The sequence below is a fragment of the Serratia sp. CY47444 genome (genome assembly GCF_052168635.1).
In the GTDB taxonomy this organism is placed as follows: domain Bacteria; phylum Pseudomonadota; class Gammaproteobacteria; order Enterobacterales; family Enterobacteriaceae; genus Serratia; species Serratia bockelmannii.
The window spans coordinates 761403-779184 of sequence record NZ_JBJNMH010000001.1; the positions used below are offsets into that span (position 1 = coordinate 761403).

The following is a 17782-nucleotide window of genomic DNA, read 5'->3' on the forward strand; positions in this document are numbered from 1 at the left end:
TTGGGTTATCAGGGTTTTACCGCCACGAGGATCGGCAACACGCCGCGTGAGCTGTAGTTGATATCTTTAACCGTGAACCCTGCCTGGGTTATCTGTTGCCTGATCTCTGCTTCTGAAGTGAAATTAAGGTAGGTAGCCTGAATAATGTCGCCAAAGATCGCGAACTCCTGCAAAAGGTCCGCCATTGGCGTTTCATATTTATCCCACTCACCGGTGGGCGCGTTCTTTTCCGGCGGTGGCGTGAGGAAACTGAGCAACAAGGTTCCCCCTGGTTTTAATGCCTCGAAGAACCGACGATACAAAGCCACCAGCCTGTCCGGGTCAGACTCATACATATTCAGGCCGTTACTGGTAATCACATCGAAAGCGTTTTTTTCTTTTAACTCCCAGGCATTCTGCTGCGAGAATCGGCAACGGTTCGCCATGCCAACGCGCTTGGCCTTTTCGTTGGCGTGATAAAGTGACTCCGGGTCAAGATCAATGCCGGTCAATTGCACCGCGCCATGGCCGCTGTAATCCAAATCCAATAAATCATCCATCACACCGCACGGGATTGAAGCTAGCGTCTCCGCCTGCGTAATCAACTCAGCCAGCAAGGTCTGATAACGGTAGTAACGCTCGCGCGCCCGGCACAGCAACGAGCGATTCAGAAGCCAGTCTTCCAAAACATGTTCGGCGGGTTTTCCGGCGGGATGCTGGAAAATGTAAGACGTCCAGTAGCCATTGAGGCCGCGGTTATGCAGGAGGAAACGACCAAGCTCAAACTCCGTCAATTGATCGACCAGTTCAAGATTTCTCTCTAATGGAAGAATAAGCGAATTGCTATTCCGTAAACGCGCTTTTATTTCATCGGCCAACATCTTTGTTTCAGTCAAATAGGCCAGTTTAGAATGTGTTTTATGCGAGGCGAAACTATCCATACCCATCTCCATGATTAAATTATCCAACCAATATTTTCGAATCCCTGGCGCACTATCGGCGAATTCAGAATGCCGGTTCGTTTCAAAGCCATTAGCACGTTTTTAACAATGGGGACATCAGGCGTCACTTCAAAACCGCGATAAACCTTATTGATTGACTCCCGGCTGGCTTCGCAATCATGAGTTATCTTCGATAACAGCTCAATGTTAAACTGTTTCTCTGATTCAACATTCAAATACATTTTTACGAAATCAGCGATCTGCCCGCCGATCATCGCCTGATCGTTTTCATCCAACCTCGTCCAGATATAGCCAAGTAATTCGAGAAAGAAAATATAGTGTCTGGACTCATCGTTCATATGGTCATTAACATAGTATTTAATCGATGGATGAACGCCGTCACTATTAAAGAACTCCACCAGCTCTCTCACCAGGGTCGTTTCGAAAATGCACACCGCAATGATCTCGAAAATGTCATGGCAGCGCTCAGGTAACCGTTTCATCACCTCTGTAACGGCCACATAGGCGTCAGAATCCGGGTAACTCAGCGCACCGAGATCGGCATCATGCTCTCTAAGTTGATTGATCATATGTCTGGCGATATAAACATGGTAATACTCATCGATGATGACGGTATAGGCATTCAATTTAATCTGTTCGTCAAATTTGACAGCGAGATCGCCGTAGATAATTTTATTGCATGCTGAGTTAATGAGTTTGATCTCAAGATTAACGATATCATTGAGGTATTTAAACAATGACTGAGTAAGTATTTTTGACTTCCTCTCATTGTCCATGCCGCTCATCATGTCAGCCAAAAATATCGGCTGATTCTCCTCGGGGAAAAATGCGCCAGGAATAGTAAAGTCGATAAATTTACCGGGGCGAGTTCTTATTGATGCGCGCTGTTCCCATTTATCAGTATAGGCGGCAGACAAACCGCCCTTCGAAACCATGGTTTCATTTTCCATTGATATTCTCCAGATGAAGGAATACATGTATTTAAAAAAGTCATGCCGATCCCGGCCAAATATAAATATTTAGCCGGGGGTCACGCGAAAACGATTATTTATTCTTCAGCTTTGCTTGGGGATGCCACGATACTCAACATAGACAACAACACGACAACGCCTATCACACTCGCCATCACATAGCTCATTTCCTCCGGCCGCCCGATAAAGACGTAGCTGGCCATCCCCGTGATAGCCACAACCAGCAGCGAGCGCATGCTCATGATATAGGAGGCCGCCACACCATAAATTTCCGGGTAGACACTCATGGAACGTGCGAACAGCGTCGGATAGCAGATAGAAAAACCGAAGCAGAACAGGCTCATCAGCAGGGTAATAGCCCAAGGCGTTGTCGCCGTCAGTAGAGCGAGAATGCTGACGATGGCTAACGCCATACCGATTTTCTCAGCGCGCCGATCGCCACCAAACGCGGCGATAATACGGGCGGAAAAGAGACTGGGGATTGAAAATGACGCCACGATAATAAAAAAGTGAACGACAAATGCCGACAGCGAGAACGCAAAGGTTTCACGGTAAAGAAAAGCGCTGGAGGCGATGAATACCATATAAGCAGCAAAGAAAAGTGAAGGAATCAACGATAATCGCATGAATTGGAAACTCGCCGTCAGCCGGGCATAGCTTCCCACAATGGCTTTGAGATCGAATGGCGTTTTTTCTTTCTTCGTTTCCGGCAGGAACAACAATTCCAGCAGTACCGCCGCTGCGGTGATCACCGCGACAACCGCATAGTTTCCTCTCCACCCCCAATGCTCATTAATCCAACCACCGGCGATCGGCGCTAGCGACATGAAAATCGAGATACAGGCATTAACCAGACCGATCATGCTGTACATGGCCGCCCCTTGATAACGGTCTGCGATGATCGCGTAAGCCACTACCACCGGCGTGCAAGCCCCCAACCCCTGAATAAAGCGGGACAACATCAAAAGATCGATTGAAGTGGCGTAGGTACATCCCAGAGCACCTAACAGCATGATAGCCCCACCGATCAACATGGTTTTGCGTCGACCAATCGACTCTGACAGTGGGCCATAAATCAACGCGCCAAACACAAATCCCAAGAAGTTATAGGTGATCGTACGCTGAATATGCCCTTCAGAAACACCGAAACTGGCAGCCATATCCGGAAAGCTGGGAACGGACATATCCACTTCAATACACCCAGCCAATAAGGAAACCACAAGGATAAAGGGCAGAGGCACCCACTTTCCTGTCAACATATCCATACTCCAACAGAACATTAATCCGAATGTTAATAACCATGAACAAACTAGGAGAACAATTGTTATATGTAAATATCACTAATGAATAAAGGATGATAAATAGTGTTTTACGTGAAGAGAATCACATAACAGGAAGAAAAATAATGAAATTATCCGATGACGGGGAGATGGCTACATAAGACTAACTACACAGATAAAAATCATCAACTTAAGAACTACATGAGACATGCTAATGCATTGTTCAGGGCGCGTTCATACCCCATAAAAGAGGGGGCATGCCCCCCTCTTCTGTCATGAGCTTGTTACATCTCGAGGATGAATTTTTCCAGTTCTCCTGCAAGGGCCGCATCGATATAGCTGGTGGCCCAGCCAAACAGGTAAGCGAAGGCGAAAATGCCCACCGTCGACGACACCAGCGTCGGCGCGAAAAACGCGGCGATAACGGAGAGCGTATACCCTGCGCCGATCGACAACCCGAGCGCTTCGAGCTGGTTGCGGAACGCTTTCCAATTGCCGGTAGAGAAACCTTCAATCGCGGCGTTTACCAGATCCGCGCCCTTGATCGCCCAGTCCACCCCGGTGAAGACCTTGCCCAATACCCGCGCATTGCGGGCATACTGTTCCGCATCGATCATTTTCAGCCAGGCGACAATCGCCGCTTTGTCCTGCGCCTTGAGCTTTTTGTTCAGGCCCTTCGTCAATTGCTCGTAGGTTTTCTCCGCATCTTGCACGTTGCGGATATATTTTCCTTGAATTCCCGCCTCCAAATCCTTGGCGAGTTTGGCGTATTTCGCGCCGATCTTTTCCGCGATATCTTTATTGATACCTGCGGCCAGGCTGACGCCATCCTTGATGGCTTTTAATTCCGCATTTTGATATTCGACGAAGTCCTTAACGATCGTTTTTACCGAGCCGGGCGATTTTACCGGCTTGCCGTTGGCATATTTCACCTCCATGGCATTCAGGTTATCCCCTCTCACCACGGCGATAAACGCGGGCCGGTTCTTATTGGCCTTATAGTAGAGGCTGTAGGTCGCCACTCCGTCTTGCTTTTCCACCTTCAAATGATGAAAACCGTAGTAACTCCCGGTCGTGCGAGTCGTCGAGAATTCGCCGGTTTTGCCGTTGCCATGCCAGCCGCTGACGGGCCGATCGCGATGCGAGTCTGTCACGAAACTGCCTAACGAAGAGGCGCCGATCTGCCCGGCATTCAGGCCATTGTTGCCGCCTTTGCCAGGGGTTGAGGGCTTGCGCGCATGGCCGGTTTCGATATCCCCGATCGCCACTGTCACCCCCTTGGCGTTGACCCCCATCACCAGTCCCCCCAGGCCAATGTGCTTCGCCTGATCGGCCGTCAAACCGGTGGCGGAAAGGCTCAGCGTGCCGGATGGGCTGACGCTTTCAATATGCAATTTCGCATCCGGGTTAATTCTGCGCGCCGCCTTAATCACCGCCGCCAGCTTCATGCGCAGCGCCGGATCGTTTTGGATCGCCGCTATCTGTTGCTGTTCCGGGCTGCTGCCAACGCCGGCGCCGCCGCGATCGCGATCGCCGGAATGGCCTTTATCGCCGCCCCCCGGCTCTGGGCCCGTACCGCGTTCAGAACTCCAATTAGTTCCATCCCCTTTACCACCATAATTAAATCCAGGCATATGCTTTCATCCTTATTTCGTTTTATTTTTAAGATGCCGATATCCTCGTTTAGCGTTCACTAACGCGTGCCTGAGTAATATCGGCAAACCGTTTTTAGCTGCCCGCCATTTATAAAAAACCGCAGAAATAAGGACAACGGATGACGGCTGTCTGGTCGGTGAAACAAATAGGCTCCCTTCCGCAGAACCTGAATATACCGGCGCAGGTCACGCCTGGACGGCGGCGGCCTGTTCAGAAGTCATTGGCATACGCCATGAATTGCAATTACAATCATCGCACTTGCAACTAAAAAAGGGTACTCCGCATGTCGCCTCAACGTATAACACTGCCCGCCGCTTCGGCCAGAACCCAAACCCTGGCCGAAGCCTGTATCCGCAAGATGACCTCCGTCAGTCAAAAAGCCGGCGCCTCGCGCCCTTCTTCCAGCGCCTGGACGGCGCAAACGCTGGACGAACTTAACGCCAGCGGCGACATCTGGCTTATCGACGGCAGAAGGCGCACCGAGCCACCGAGTTCCCACTACGCCACCGCCTGGCCGCTCTGGTTTGGCCATCAATCAGAGCGTTATGAGAAGCCGCTGTTTTACTTCGTCAACACGCCCTCGGTGGACATGCTTCGCGGGCTTGAGCCGGAAACCAATCGTAAAGGGATTTTCATCAGCGATGCGGATACTGGCAGTGCCGATTTGCCCAAAGGCGTTCAGGCCTGGTTCCCGCTTCAGCTCACGGCCATGCCGGGCTGGTTGCCTTTCGATCCGGCCAATGCCCGAGAAACCGGCGCGATACTCCATCACGCCCTCCACGCGCTCTATCTGGAGGGAACGAGGAAGATGGTGTATCTCGCGACCAACGCAGACAATGGCCCCCTCTCTTCAGGGGAACCGTTTGTCGCAGAACAGGCGTTCAAGGGAATGTATCGTGTCGCCGCCGCGGCAGACTCGCCGTTGCAGGTTCGTCTGTGTGGCGCCGGCCGAGCGCTCGCCCGCGTTCAGCAGGCGGCCAAAGTGTTGAAAAACTGGGGGATTGCGTCTGAAATCTGGAGTTGCCCCAGCTACACGCGGTTGGCGCAGGACGCCGAACTCGCCGACATGCAGCGCCAGGACAGCGGCGGCGAATGCCATCTGAAAACGTGCCTGGGTACCGGGAATGCCCCCGTCGTCGCCGTTACCGACTACTCGCACCTGATTGCCAATCAGCTCAGGCGATTCATTCCCGCGCGCTTTGCCGCGGTGGGCTCAGATTCACGGGTGCGCGGCGAAATCCACTACCCGCAGGCGGAATGGATTGCGCTCTGCGCCCTTAAACTGCTGGCCGACGAGCAGAAAATCCCTTCGGCGCTGATCGCCGATGCGCTGCGCGTTCTGCACATCACGCCCGATGCCTGATCACTCTCTGGCCAGTTGCATCGCATTGTTCAACGCGTCGGAGAAGCGTGCGACCTCTTCTTCGCTGAACTGGTTGAGAAAGTGGGTGTTGACCACCGAACGGTAGATCTCCCACATCTTTTTCCGCAGGGCCTTGCCTTCCTCGGTGATAGTCGCGAAGGAGGCCCGGCGATCGTCATCCGATCGAAAACGCGTGACCAGCCGCTCTTTTTCCAGGCGATCCATCAGGCGGGTCAGGTTGTAACGCTCAATCACCAACACGTCCGCCAGCTCATGCATGCGGCGTGTGCCGTTTTCCCCGCTTTCCAATCCCCATAACACGTCATACCAGGCGTAAACCGGCAGCCCCGCTTCCGACAACTTCGCCTCTATCTTTCTGATCATCGCCCGATGCGCGCGCACAAAGGAGAACCACAGGTCGGGTTGTTTATCTGTCATGTCATTTTTCTCGTCAAAACCGGTGAGTTGCAATTGCAATTGTAAAGGGATAGAGTGGCTTTCGCCATTGTTGCATTTGCAACTCTTGCACTTGCAATTCACTGAATCCCTGTATCGCTCAGCGCCTTATCAGGTAAGTACATTTGGAGCTTTTATGAACCAACCTGCGGTAAAAGCAGATCTCGACCCACAAGAGACGGCTGAATGGCTTGAGGCATTTGAAGGTGTCACTGACATCGACGGCCGTGAACGCGCGCATTTTTTGTTGGAAAGAATGGCCGAAGCCGATCAGCGAAAACACGGTGATTTCTTCAGCATGGTCACCACGCCCTACGTGAATACGATCCCGGCCTATAAGCAACCGACGTATCCCGGCGATCTGGCCGCTGAAGCGCGCATCAATGCGTTTATTCGCTGGAACGCCATGGCGATGGTGCTGCGCGCCGGCAAACATTCCAACGTCGGCGGGCATATCGCCACCTACCAATCGGCCGCGGTGCTTTACGATGTGGGGTTCACGCACTTCTTCCGTGGGCGCACCGATGATTTCGCCGGCGACATGGTGTATATCCAGGGCCATTCCGCCCCCGGCATTTATGGCCGCGCCTATCTCGAAGGCCGCATCGACGAGGAGCTGCTCGACAACTTTCGCCGCGAATCCGCGCGCCGCGGCCTCTCCTCCTACCCGCACCCGCGGCTGATGCCGGATTTCTGGCAATATCCCACCGTTTCGATGGGGCTGGGGCCGCTGACCGCCGCCTACCAGGCGCGCTACATGCGCTATCTGGAATACCGCGAGTTGAAACCGCACCAGGGGAGAAAGGTGTGGGCGTTTCTCGGCGACGGCGAGATGGATCAGCCGGAATCGCTGGCGGCGATTGCGCTGGGCGGGCGAGAAAAACTCGATAACCTGATCTTCGTCGTGAACTGCAACCTGCAACGGCTGGATGGCCCCGTGCGCGGCAACGGCAAGATTATTCAGGAGCTGGAAGGCACCTTCAAAGCCGCCGGCTGGCAGGTGATCAAGGTGATCTGGGGCAGCGGCTGGGACAAACTGCTGCAAAAAGACCGCTCCGGGCTGCTGATGCAACGCATGATGGAGTGCGTCGACGGCGATTACCAAACCTTCAAGTCGCAAAGCGGCGCCTATGTGCGGGAGCACTTCTTCGGCAAGTATCCGGAATTGCTCGAGCTGGTCGCCGACCTGAGCGACGATGAGATCTGGGCGCTGCACCGCGGCGGCCACGATCCGCAAAAGGTGTACGCCGCCTACCATCAGGCGGTGCATACCCCGGGCAGGCCGACGGTGGTGCTGGCCAAAACCGTCAAAGGGTTTGGCATGGGGGAAGCCGGTGAAGGACAGAACATCAACCACCAGCTGAAAAAAATGAGCCAGGATGCGGTGAAAGCCTTCCGCGACCGTTTAGGGCTGACCATCTCCGACGCCCAACTGGCAGAGATCCCTTACCTGAAGCCCGAACCCGACAGCGCGGCGGCGAAGTACATCACCGCGACGCGCACCGCGCTGGGCGGCTACATCCCTGCCCGCTTCGGCCAATCCGCTCCGCTGGCGATACCGGAACTATCGCGCTTCTACGGCCTCCTGAAGGGCAGCGGCGAACGCAACATGTCGACCACCATGGCTTTCGTTAATATCCTCGGCACGCTGCTCAAAGACGTCAACATCGGCAAACTGATCGTGCCCATCGTGCCGGACGAGTCGCGCACGTTCGGCATGGAAGGCCTGTTCCGCCAGATTGGCATCCATTCCTGGCTCGGCCAGCTGTATACCCCGCAAGACGCCGGGCAGCTCAGCTACTATAAAGAGGCCAAAGACGGCCAGATTTTGCAGGAAGGCATCAACGAATCCGGTGCGATATCGACCTGGATCGCCGCCGGCACCGCCTACAGCAACCACGATGTCGCGACGATCCCGTTCTATATCTTCTACTCCATGTTCGGGCTGCAACGGGTGGGCGATCTCGCCTGGGCGGCGGCCGACGCACGCACCAAGGGTTTCCTGCTCGGCGCCACCTCCGGCAGAACCACCCTGATGGGCGAAGGCTTGCAGCATGACGACGGCCACAGCCACGTGCTGTCTTCGGTGATCCCCAGCTGCGTCTCCTACGATCCGACCTATGCCTATGAACTCGCGGTGATCGTCCAGAGCGGCATGCGCAGGATGTTCGTTGAACAAGAGGATATTTACTACTACATCACCTTGCTCAACGAGGGCTACCCGCAGCCGCCGATGCCGGCGGGCGTGGAGGACGGGATTATCCAGGGCGCCTATTTGCTCAAACAGAGCGAAACGACAAACCAAGAGAGCCCGCGCGCTCAGCTGGTCGCCAGCGGTGCCATCATGCGCGAGGCGCTGGCGGCGGCGGAGCTGTTGGCGGCGGACTTTGGCGTCGCCAGCGATATCTGGAGCGCCACCAGCCTGAGCGAGCTGCGCCGCAACGGCATGGCGGCCGAACGCTGGAACCTGCTGCATCCGGAAGATCCGCCGAAAGTTCCTTATATTCAGAGCCTGCTGGCGGCGCATCCCGGCCCGGTGGTGGTGGTGACGGACTATATGAAGATCGTCGGCGATCAGATCAAACCGTTCTTGCCCGACCGCACCTTTATCGCCTTGGGCACCGACGGCTTTGGTCGCTCGGACACCCGCGAGGCGCTGCGTGAGTTCTTCGAGGTCAACCGCCATTTCATCGCGCTCGCCGCGTTGAAACTGCTGGCTGACGAAGGCCGTATCGCCCGCAGCGAGGTCAACCGCGCCATGGCGCTGTATGGCATCGCCCCCGATAAGCCGGATCCGGCGGCGGTGAAGTAACACTCAGCCTACCCACGCCGCCGGTTGTCACCCGCGGCGTTTTTCTTCCTTCGATTCGGCGGAGCACGGCGCCCGCTCCCCCAGCCGCACCACCGGAATGTCCGCCAGCCGGGTGGTGTAGGCCGGCGACAGCATGTCGCGCTTCATTTGCCACGGCTTGACGATCCCCTGCCCGGCGAACCACACGCGCCCGCGCCCTTCCTGATTCAGGCGATCGAGGGTCGCCATCAGCCGCTCGCTGTTGCGGCGCGGCGGGCAGTCGTCGAACAGATCGATCTGCGCCATGGCGGCGGCGCTGAAATCTCCCAGCACCACGCCGCCCTTCAGGTAACGTCGCCCCTCCTGCCAGATGCTTTCCAGCGCACGTACCGCCATGGCGATGATGTCGCGGCTGTCATTGCTCGGGGTTTGCAGCCGGGCGGTGCCCATATTGCTGTAATACCCTTCGCCCGCCGAATGCGGGCTGGTTTTGATAAATACCGACACGTTGCGGCAATAGCGCTTTTCCTGCCGCAGCTTTTCGGCGGCGCGTTCGGCGTAGCTGCAGATCGCCTCGCGCATGTGTGGGTAGTGCGTCAGCCGCTGGCCGAACGAGCGGGAACAGATGATCTGCTCTTTGGCGGCCGCCTCATCTTCCCACTGCAGGCACGATTCGCCGCGCAGCTCGCGTATCGTGCGCTCCAGCACCACGCTGAAGGTTTTACGCGCCAGCCGGGTATCGCAGTCCGCCAGCTGCAGCGCGGTGTGAATACCCATCGCCTGCAGTTGGCGAGTCAGGCGGCGCCCCACGCCCCACACCTCTTCCACCGGAAGCAACGCCAGCAGTTTGCGCTGGCGCGCCGGATCGGATAAATCCACCACGCCGCCGGTGCCGCGCCATTTCTTGGCGGCGAAGTTGGCCAGCTTGGCCAGCGTTTTGCTCGGCGCAATGCCGACCCCGACCGTCAAATGCAGCTCGCGCCGGATGCGATCGCGCACCCGCTGGCCGAATGGCTCCAGCGCCTCGCAGTGCGCCACACCGTCCAGCCGCAGAAAGGCTTCGTCCAGCGAATAAATCTCCACCGCCGGCGCCATCTCTTCCAGCGTGTCCATCACCCGGCGGGACATGTCGGCGTACAGCGCGTAGTTGGAGGAGAACACCGCAACGTTGCGGCGGCGCATTTCCTCTTTGATTTTGAAATAAGGCGCCCCCATCGGCACGCCCAATGCCTTCGCCTCGGCGCTACGGGCGATCACGCAACCGTCGTTGTTGGACAGCACGATCACCGGCCGCCCGCGCAGATCGGGCCGAAAGATGGTCTCGCAGGAAGCATAGAAACTGTTGACGTCTACCAGGGCGAACATGGCTACTGCCCCTTCATCGCCAGAGGCCAGACCGGCGTTATCATCAGTGGGTTATTATTCATAGCGGCACCAAATAACTGTTCATGCATACAGTATTTGTATTTTTCTGGCGACGATCAAGTAGAAACCACCTCATCGCTGCTATCCGTTTGATGCACTTTGGCTTTTAACTCAGCCCTCCGTTTACCTGGAGCCGAGTTTTTCATTAACGGCGAACTTCACGCAGATCGAAACGAATCGGAATGGTCACGCTGAATTCCGCCTGCCCCGCTGCGATCTCGTTGCCGGGTGCGGGCAGTGGAGAAGCGCGCTGCGGTAACTGAAGCGCCTCCCGATCGAGCGAAGCAACGCCGCTCGATCGCAATAGCTTCACGCCCAGCACGTTTCCCTGTCGATCCAACGTCACGGCAACCTGAACAATACCCTGGCGCTGCTGGCGTACCGCCAGGGCGGGATAGCGTTTGAAACGGCTCAAATGCGCCAACAGCAGGCCGCTCCAGACCGAGGCATCCTGACTCGGCTGCGACGCCACGCTGGTTTGCGGCGCGGCAACACGCTTTCCATCCAGAGACGGCGGCGCGCTGGTACTTGATGCTCTTGAGTTTGCAGACGCCATTTTTTCCTGTTCTTCTTGCCTTGGGCGCGGCGGTTCCGTCTTCGGTTTGATGGGGTCGTTCCGTTGCCCTTTGGCCTTGCTCTGCCGCTCCGTTGCACGCGGTGCATGAATCAGCGGAGGCATCGCCGCCTCCGGTTCCCGATTGGCCTGCCGTTGCGCCACCGCCTGCACCTGGCGCACGCCGGTTGGCATCGGCTCCGTGTTGGGTGTCGATTCAGCCGGCTCGGCAACCATCATCAACACCATCGGTTGTGCCGCAGGCAGCAACGGTGGCATCAGGTGATAACCGAGCCCAAACCACAACGCACCATGCAGACCCAACGCCAACACATTGGCGGTAGCCCAGCGCCATCGCCCGCCTGTAGGGGGTAAAGAGAAATCGCCAGATAATACGTTGTGATTGAACATAGGGAGCGGTACTCAGGTTAAGCGTAAAACAGACCAACGTACGCAGCGGTCAACGGCAGTCGGGGTATGTCAGAAAGGTCGTTTAGGCACGCGGCACCGGGCAGGTAAAGAAAAAGAACAGGTCAATAGAAAAGGAAATGCCCTAATGGCAGAGTAAAAAACTTTAGGATACGGTGATGAAGTATTTTGACAGCATATTTACCCTAACCGGCAACGCGCCGGGCAGTGCCGCGATGACGCGCTCGGGGTCAGCCAGCGGGAACGCACCGGAGAGCCTCAGGCCGGCGACCTCCGGCCGGCAGCGAATAACGCCCTGACGATAACGCCCCAGTTCCATCAGGAAGTCGTCCAGCCGCATGTTGTCGGCCAGCAGCATGCCTTGCCGCCAACCGGGCTCTTGCGTCACGCGATACGGTTCGCCAATGCCTTGCCGGCTTAATCTGCCGCCCTGACCGGCGTTGAGCACCGCGTTCCGATGCGCCGGTGAAAGGATCGTGACCCGGCCAAGATAAACGGCGATATCACTGTAAGTTTCCCACAGGCGAATGCTGAAGCGAGCAGCCTGCACCATGAGCTCGCCCTGCGGCAATCTCACCGTCAACGCACCGCTTTCCGGCGGCAGATTCACCATCATTTCGCCTTCCAGCAATGTGGCCTGCTGACGGCTGACGTTGACCGCCGTTTGCGTGTTCAGCATCAACTGCGCGCCATCCGCCAACGCGACGGTTTGCTGTTCCCCCACCGCCGTACGGTAATCCGCCAGCCAGGGGCGCCATGGCAGCGCGCCCGAACCGACACCAACCGTCCCCACCACGCCGATGGCCGCCAGGCTTCTCAATAACCGGCGACGTTGCGGGTTCGGCAACTGCGACAGACTACGCTGCGCCGCCGCCCCGTTAAGCAGAGAAAAACGGGATGAAAACGCGGCGATATGCCGCCAGGCGCGTTCATTTTCCGGTTTCGCCTGATACCAACGTCGCCAGTTTTCCCTATCCGCGTCGCTTGCCTCTTCCGACATCAGCTGCGTTAACCACGCGGCGGCCTCTCGCGCGCTCTGCCGATCGATATCCGATTCCATCATGGGTTCCGCACCTGCCGTTACGCCGCCAATGCAAAGAAACAGTGCAAATTAGCGCGCTGCAGATATTGTTTCACCGAGCTGGTCGACACCCGTAAACGTTCAGCGATGTCGCAATAACGCATGCCCTGCAGGTGCGCCAACAGGAAAGCCTCGCGGACGTGCGCCGGCAATCCGTCCAACGCCTGATCCAACTGTTCGAGCATTTCGAGGGTTTGTTGACGAACTTCCGGCGAGGGCGCCTCGATCGCAGGCAACTCGCTCAAGGCCTGCAGATAGCTCTCTTCGATTGTTTTACGCCGGTAATAATTCGCCACCAGCCGGCGCGCTACGGTCGCCAGAAAGGGGCGTGGTTGCCGAATGGCGAGCAACTGCGGGCTCAGTAAAATACTGATGAAAGTATCCTGCGCCAGGTCTTCGGCGTGATGCGCACACCCAACCTTCTGTCGCAGCCAATGGCATAGCCAACTGTGATGCTCAAGGTAAAGCTGTTGAGCAAACCCGTTGGCTGCCGCGGCCTCTTTCCTTGCCATTCGGTGACACCAATTGATAATGAGATTGAAAATGATAATTATTATTATTTTAAAATTGTAACTTCTGTGTCAAGCGATTGCTGATGATTTATAAACGGCGAAAAAGTAGGGAAATACGGGGGAGGAAACGTGAAAAGGGGCCTAAATGGCCCCCTGCAGACAGGATCGTCAAAAACGCTGACTGACGCTGAACTTGATGTTGCGCCCTACGCCGGACACCGATTCGCCCAGGTAAGGGTAATAATCGCGGTTGAACAGGTTGTCCACCGCCACGCGGGCTTCGAAGCCGTGCAAACCGCTGGGCTGCCACGAGGCGAACAGGCCGTGCAATGCATAACCCGAGGTTTTCGGCAGGGCCCAGACAACGGCCATCGGATCGCCGTCGGCCGGTGAACGATCCTGTTTACGTACGAAATCGCCGGTCCAGCCGAAGGCCATGTCCCACTGCGGCACTTTCATGCCCAGCATCGCGTGTGCCGTAACGGGTGGAATTTCGGCAATCCAGGTTTCGTTGCCCCACGGATCGCGCGGTGAAGCGTCGCGTTTGCCGCGGATCGAGGAGAACGACAGGCTGCCGAACAGGCTTTCGCTGTCATAAAACGATTCGAGCTCCACGCCCTCAATGGTATAGCCCGGCAAGTTGCGATAGTTCGACAACGGTTGCCCACATTGGCCCCCGTGCCGTGCGGCGTCACACACTACGCCGCGACGATAGAAAATCTCGTCCTTGCCGCGATTGCGGAACAGCGTAGTGCGGATCTGCAGGCTGTCCCGCGCCATCAACACATCGTTGAAGTCCAGCACCGCGCCGAGACGAACGCCCGTCATGCGTTCCACCTGCAGGCCGCGGCTGGTACCGGGCACGCTGGAAGCGGCGTATTGCACTTCGTACTGTTCGTCGATCACCGGGGCGCGCCAGGTGCGGCTAACGTCGGCAAACAGGGACAGATTCGACGTCGCTTTCCACATCACGCCCAAATGCGGCGACCAGCCGGTATAGGTCACGCTGCTGTAATCATGGCCCACGAGCGGATCGCTGTCGTTATAGCGCGGCGCCCGGTTCGGTTGCCCGGTATTGGTCACATGATCGTAACGCACGCCCGGCGTCACGGTCAGGCTGCCGAAGCTGACCGCATCCTGCAGATAAACGCTGCGGGTTTCCTGTTCGCCCGCCGGCATGTAGTACGGCTGGAAATAGCCGTAGTTGTAACTGGCGTTTTTCACCTGCGAAGGGTAATACATCAGGGTATCGCGCTGATGTTTATGCCAACGCGCACCGAGCAACAGCTTGTGCTCCAGCGGACCGCTGGCGAAACGGCTTTCATTGCTGACGTCAAACTGCCGATCGGTATAGTTCACCCAACTTTCATTGCCCAGCGTACCGAGATAGCTGAACTTTGAAGCGGAATCCGGCCGCTTGTCATGCTGCTCGGTCTTCGAATAGGCGTAAGACAGCGTCAGATTCAGCAACGGCTGCGCTTCCGGCGCCAGATTCCATTTCACCGAGTAATTGGTGTCTGTCTGGTCGCGATACACCAGAATGCGGCGCCACGCTTCTTCCCGGCCATATTTATCGATATCCGCCTGGCTGGGCGCGGCGATATCGTCCCGCTTGGCGGCAAAAGGCTGCCAGCCATCGGAATCGGATCGCATCGCCGACAGCGTCAGCGTTTGCGCCTCGCTCAGATAAATATTGGTTTTTAACAGGTAGGAAGCCTGATCGTTGGCAGAATAGGCAAAACGCGTGCCGTCCGGCCGCTTCAGGTTGCCGCCGTCACGCTTGCTCATGTAGAGCAAACCGTCGGCGGATCCTTCCGGCGTACGACCGTACAAGGCACCGCTGTAAATGCCCTGACGATCGTTGGTGTGGTAGCTGTACTTCAGCAAGCCGCCAAAATCTTCGCCCGGCAGCAGCATGTCCCCAGCATCTTTGGTCTCCAGCGTAATGGTCCCGCCAAAGCCGCCATTGCCGTTCAACAGATTGTGCGGCCCCTTATCGACCTCAACCTTTTTCAGCAGTTCGGGTTCGATGAATACCGAGCCCTGCCGATATTTCTCAAATCCCTTCGGCGCCCCGTCCAGCACGACCTTCACATCTTCCATGTCCCCCATGCCCCAGATATTCAGGCTTTGGCCGCCCGGGCGCGGCGAGCCCGCCATCCCTACGCCAGGCAAGCGATCAAGCAAACTGGCGATATTGTCTGCCTGCACGCGTTCGATGTCTTCTTTATCCAACACCGAACGGCCGGCGGCGACGCTGTCGGACAAACCGCCGACCACCGACAGTTCCGGTATCGTCAACGGCTGAACCGGCCCGGCGTCGACCAACCGATATCCCTGTGCGGTTTGCTGAGCGCGCAATCCGCTGCCCGCCAACAGCGTATTGAACGCGTCGGTGAGGCGATAATGCCCCTGCAGGCCCGCGGTGTTTTTTCCACGCGTCTGTTCGGGCGTGAAAATCACTATCACGCCGGCCTTAGCGGCCGCCGTCTGCAAGGCGGGCGCCAGGTCACCGGCGGGAATGGCGAAGGACAGGATAGCGGACTGCTCGACCGCCGCCGGTGGCACCGACGCACCGGACGCCGCCATCGCGGAGGTGAGCATGCCCGATAATGCGCACCCTACCCCGATAGCGACCCGCTTCCCGGCGGTACGTTTGGCTGATGTGAACGTACGCCCTGCGCCGTTCTTGTTTTTTATGGCCATGAAGGATTCCCCTGAGTGTAATGAACTGGAAACTCAGTAGAGAGGTCACGCCAACGAAAAGATCGGGCAGAAAAAAAATGAAAAAAAGGGCCGAAGTCACCGGGCCGCGTAGACGATAAAGGTCACCACGCCGAAGATCTCCAGTTGCGCTTCGTCGTCGAACACGATCGGCGCGTAGGCGGGGTTCATCGGCAACAGCCGCACATCGGGGTGACGCTGCAGTTTTTTGACGGTGAATTCGCCGTCCACCGCGGCGATCACGATATTGCCGTGCTCCGGCGTCAGGGCGCTGTCGACAATCAGCAGATCGCCATCCCGGATATTGCCGTCGATCATCGATTCGCCGCTGGCGCGCACGAAATAGGTGGCGTTGGGGTGCCGCACCAGCAGCTTGCCGATGTCCAGCCGACCTTCGACATAGTCTTGCGCCGGGGAAGGAAAACCGCAGGCCACGCGATCGGCAAACAGCGGTAACGTTAGGGGTTCACCTGGTGAAAAAGCATACAACCTTGAATTACTCAGCATAATCACAACCAAACTGTATATTTATACAGTAAAGCATAAACAAAACGCGAACGCGTGCAACCCCCTATCCCCCTGCGGATCGCGCTTTGCCGCGTAATATAATAATTTTCTGAGCGATTTTTTTTTACGCCTGCTAAGTGTTTTACTGCCCCTTGCACACACGTTATCCACCAAAACTGTGGATAATGCGGCACTCAGACCGTTGGCGTATCGATGGGCAGGATGAGTGAGGGATTGTCATTGCAAACGGCGCCGACGGCGGGCGATACCGGTTGCCAGACGAAATCCTCTGCCTGCAGGCTGTACACGTCAGCCTGCATTTGACCAGAGGGCGGGACTAAGCGGGTGTCGAGCCAGTCGCGCGCGGCCGTCGGTCTCTGCTGCGTACAGCGCCGCAAAGAACAGCGGCAGGCCTTGCCTCAGCAAGAGCCCACGGGAGGAACGGCGGACGGCCTTACAAAATGACGCCAATAAAATTGCGACTGGCAATGGCATCAATGGGACGGCCAGAGACGAAAGTCAGTACGTTATGCCAGGAGCTTGGGATAACCCGACAAACGCTGTACCGCCACATTTCCCCTGATGATCCACTGCGAGCTGACGGTATAAAGCTGCTCAACCGGGGATAATTTTAGCGGACGGAAAAATCTGGGGTTCCGGCGTAGAACCCCGAATAAGGAATAATCCTTAATTCATTTCAGGATTATTAATTCCATCTAAAACCTCTCGGCAATATTCTTTTTTATAGGCTTCATCATTACTTAATGACTTAACCAAAAAATCAGCATTTTTCCAACCATTATCCCAATGCGTATCGAATCCTGACTGTTCATACTTTAATGTTCTAGTTAATGAGTCTTTTATTTGTTTTTTATATTTATCAATTTTCTCATTGGTTGCCCCACAAACATCATGTGCAACACGAGCATTTGAGCCAGAAAAACCTATTGCTGAAATTGCCATCGCTTCATTTGATTTGTCGAAATCATTCGCATATGCCACAGCATTAGATAAAGCGAATATGACAAGAGCAGGTATGATTTTTTTGTATGAAATCATCTTTCACCTCTAACTCATTGATTGTTCATGGGGT

At 56.2% G+C, this 17782-nt stretch carries 14 protein-coding genes and 1 pseudogene; 2 read left to right on the forward strand and 13 right to left on the reverse strand.

Features of this window, described 5'->3' with window-relative positions; translation table 11 throughout:
* Positions 1 to 8: 8 nt before the first annotated feature.
* The 4 genes from ACJ8IL_RS03445 to ACJ8IL_RS03460 form a co-directional block, all read right to left on the reverse strand.
* Entirely contained in the window at positions 9 to 920 is a 912-nt protein-coding gene (locus ACJ8IL_RS03445; protein ID WP_025303319.1) for a class I SAM-dependent methyltransferase, read from the reverse strand.
* A 14-nt stretch (positions 921 to 934) separates the two neighbouring features.
* A complete protein-coding gene (locus tag ACJ8IL_RS03450; RefSeq protein WP_025303320.1) occupies positions 935 to 1891 on the reverse strand; it encodes a diiron oxygenase in 957 nt (318 codons plus the stop codon).
* Between the two features lie 98 nt (positions 1892 to 1989).
* Positions 1990 to 3171, reverse strand: a complete 1182-nt coding sequence (locus ACJ8IL_RS03455) for an MFS transporter (protein WP_049209473.1) — start codon at positions 3169 to 3171, stop codon at positions 1990 to 1992.
* A gap of 305 nt (positions 3172 to 3476) precedes the next feature.
* Entirely contained in the window at positions 3477 to 4640 is a 1164-nt protein-coding gene (locus ACJ8IL_RS03460) for a colicin-like pore-forming protein (protein WP_225735639.1), read from the reverse strand.
* Positions 4641 to 5131: 491 nt separating this feature from the next.
* On the opposite strand from ACJ8IL_RS03460, the gene ACJ8IL_RS03465 reads away from it, so the two are divergent.
* The gene (locus ACJ8IL_RS03465; RefSeq protein WP_038876720.1) at positions 5132 to 6211 is read left to right on the forward strand and encodes a transketolase-like TK C-terminal-containing protein; all 1080 of its coding nucleotides are present in this window, start codon (positions 5132 to 5134) and stop codon (positions 6209 to 6211) included.
* On the opposite strand, the gene ACJ8IL_RS03470 is transcribed toward ACJ8IL_RS03465, so the two are convergent.
* Entirely contained in the window at positions 6212 to 6649 is a 438-nt protein-coding gene (locus ACJ8IL_RS03470) for a MarR family winged helix-turn-helix transcriptional regulator (RefSeq protein ID WP_025303324.1), read from the reverse strand.
* Positions 6650 to 6803: 154 nt separating this feature from the next.
* Between ACJ8IL_RS03470 and aceE the strand changes: the two genes are divergently transcribed.
* A complete protein-coding gene (aceE, locus tag ACJ8IL_RS03475; RefSeq protein WP_442516345.1) occupies positions 6804 to 9479 on the forward strand; it encodes a pyruvate dehydrogenase (acetyl-transferring), homodimeric type in 2676 nt (891 codons plus the stop codon).
* A gap of 27 nt (positions 9480 to 9506) precedes the next feature.
* Here aceE and umuC read toward each other — a convergent pair whose 3' ends face one another.
* The 8 genes and pseudogenes from umuC to ACJ8IL_RS03515 form a co-directional block, all read right to left on the reverse strand.
* Positions 9507 to 10823, reverse strand: a complete 1317-nt coding sequence (gene umuC, locus ACJ8IL_RS03480) for a translesion error-prone DNA polymerase V subunit UmuC (RefSeq protein ID WP_049204968.1) — start codon at positions 10821 to 10823, stop codon at positions 9507 to 9509.
* 205 nt (positions 10824 to 11028) lie between these two features.
* A complete protein-coding gene (locus tag ACJ8IL_RS03485; RefSeq protein ID WP_065424053.1) occupies positions 11029 to 11847 on the reverse strand; it encodes an energy transducer TonB in 819 nt (272 codons plus the stop codon).
* Positions 11848 to 12010: 163 nt separating this feature from the next.
* Entirely contained in the window at positions 12011 to 12928 is a 918-nt protein-coding gene (locus ACJ8IL_RS03490) for a FecR domain-containing protein (RefSeq protein WP_038629539.1), read from the reverse strand.
* 17 nt (positions 12929 to 12945) lie between these two features.
* The gene (locus ACJ8IL_RS03495; protein ID WP_025303329.1) at positions 12946 to 13458 is read right to left on the reverse strand and encodes a sigma-70 family RNA polymerase sigma factor; all 513 of its coding nucleotides are present in this window, start codon (positions 13456 to 13458) and stop codon (positions 12946 to 12948) included.
* A 168-nt stretch (positions 13459 to 13626) separates the two neighbouring features.
* Entirely contained in the window at positions 13627 to 16164 is a 2538-nt protein-coding gene (locus ACJ8IL_RS03500) for a TonB-dependent receptor (protein WP_060433437.1), read from the reverse strand.
* A 96-nt stretch (positions 16165 to 16260) separates the two neighbouring features.
* Positions 16261 to 16689 (reverse strand): translesion error-prone DNA polymerase V autoproteolytic subunit, encoded by a 429-nt coding sequence (umuD, locus tag ACJ8IL_RS03505; RefSeq protein ID WP_049209475.1) that lies wholly within the window; start codon positions 16687 to 16689, stop codon positions 16261 to 16263.
* Positions 16690 to 16883: 194 nt separating this feature from the next.
* Positions 16884 to 17063, reverse strand: a pseudogene (locus tag ACJ8IL_RS03510) (SOS response-associated peptidase family protein); the annotation flags it as partial.
* A 313-nt stretch (positions 17064 to 17376) separates the two neighbouring features.
* Positions 17377 to 17748 (reverse strand): hypothetical protein, encoded by a 372-nt coding sequence (locus ACJ8IL_RS03515; protein WP_126502249.1) that lies wholly within the window; start codon positions 17746 to 17748, stop codon positions 17377 to 17379.
* Between the last annotated feature and the right edge of the window lie 34 nt (positions 17749 to 17782).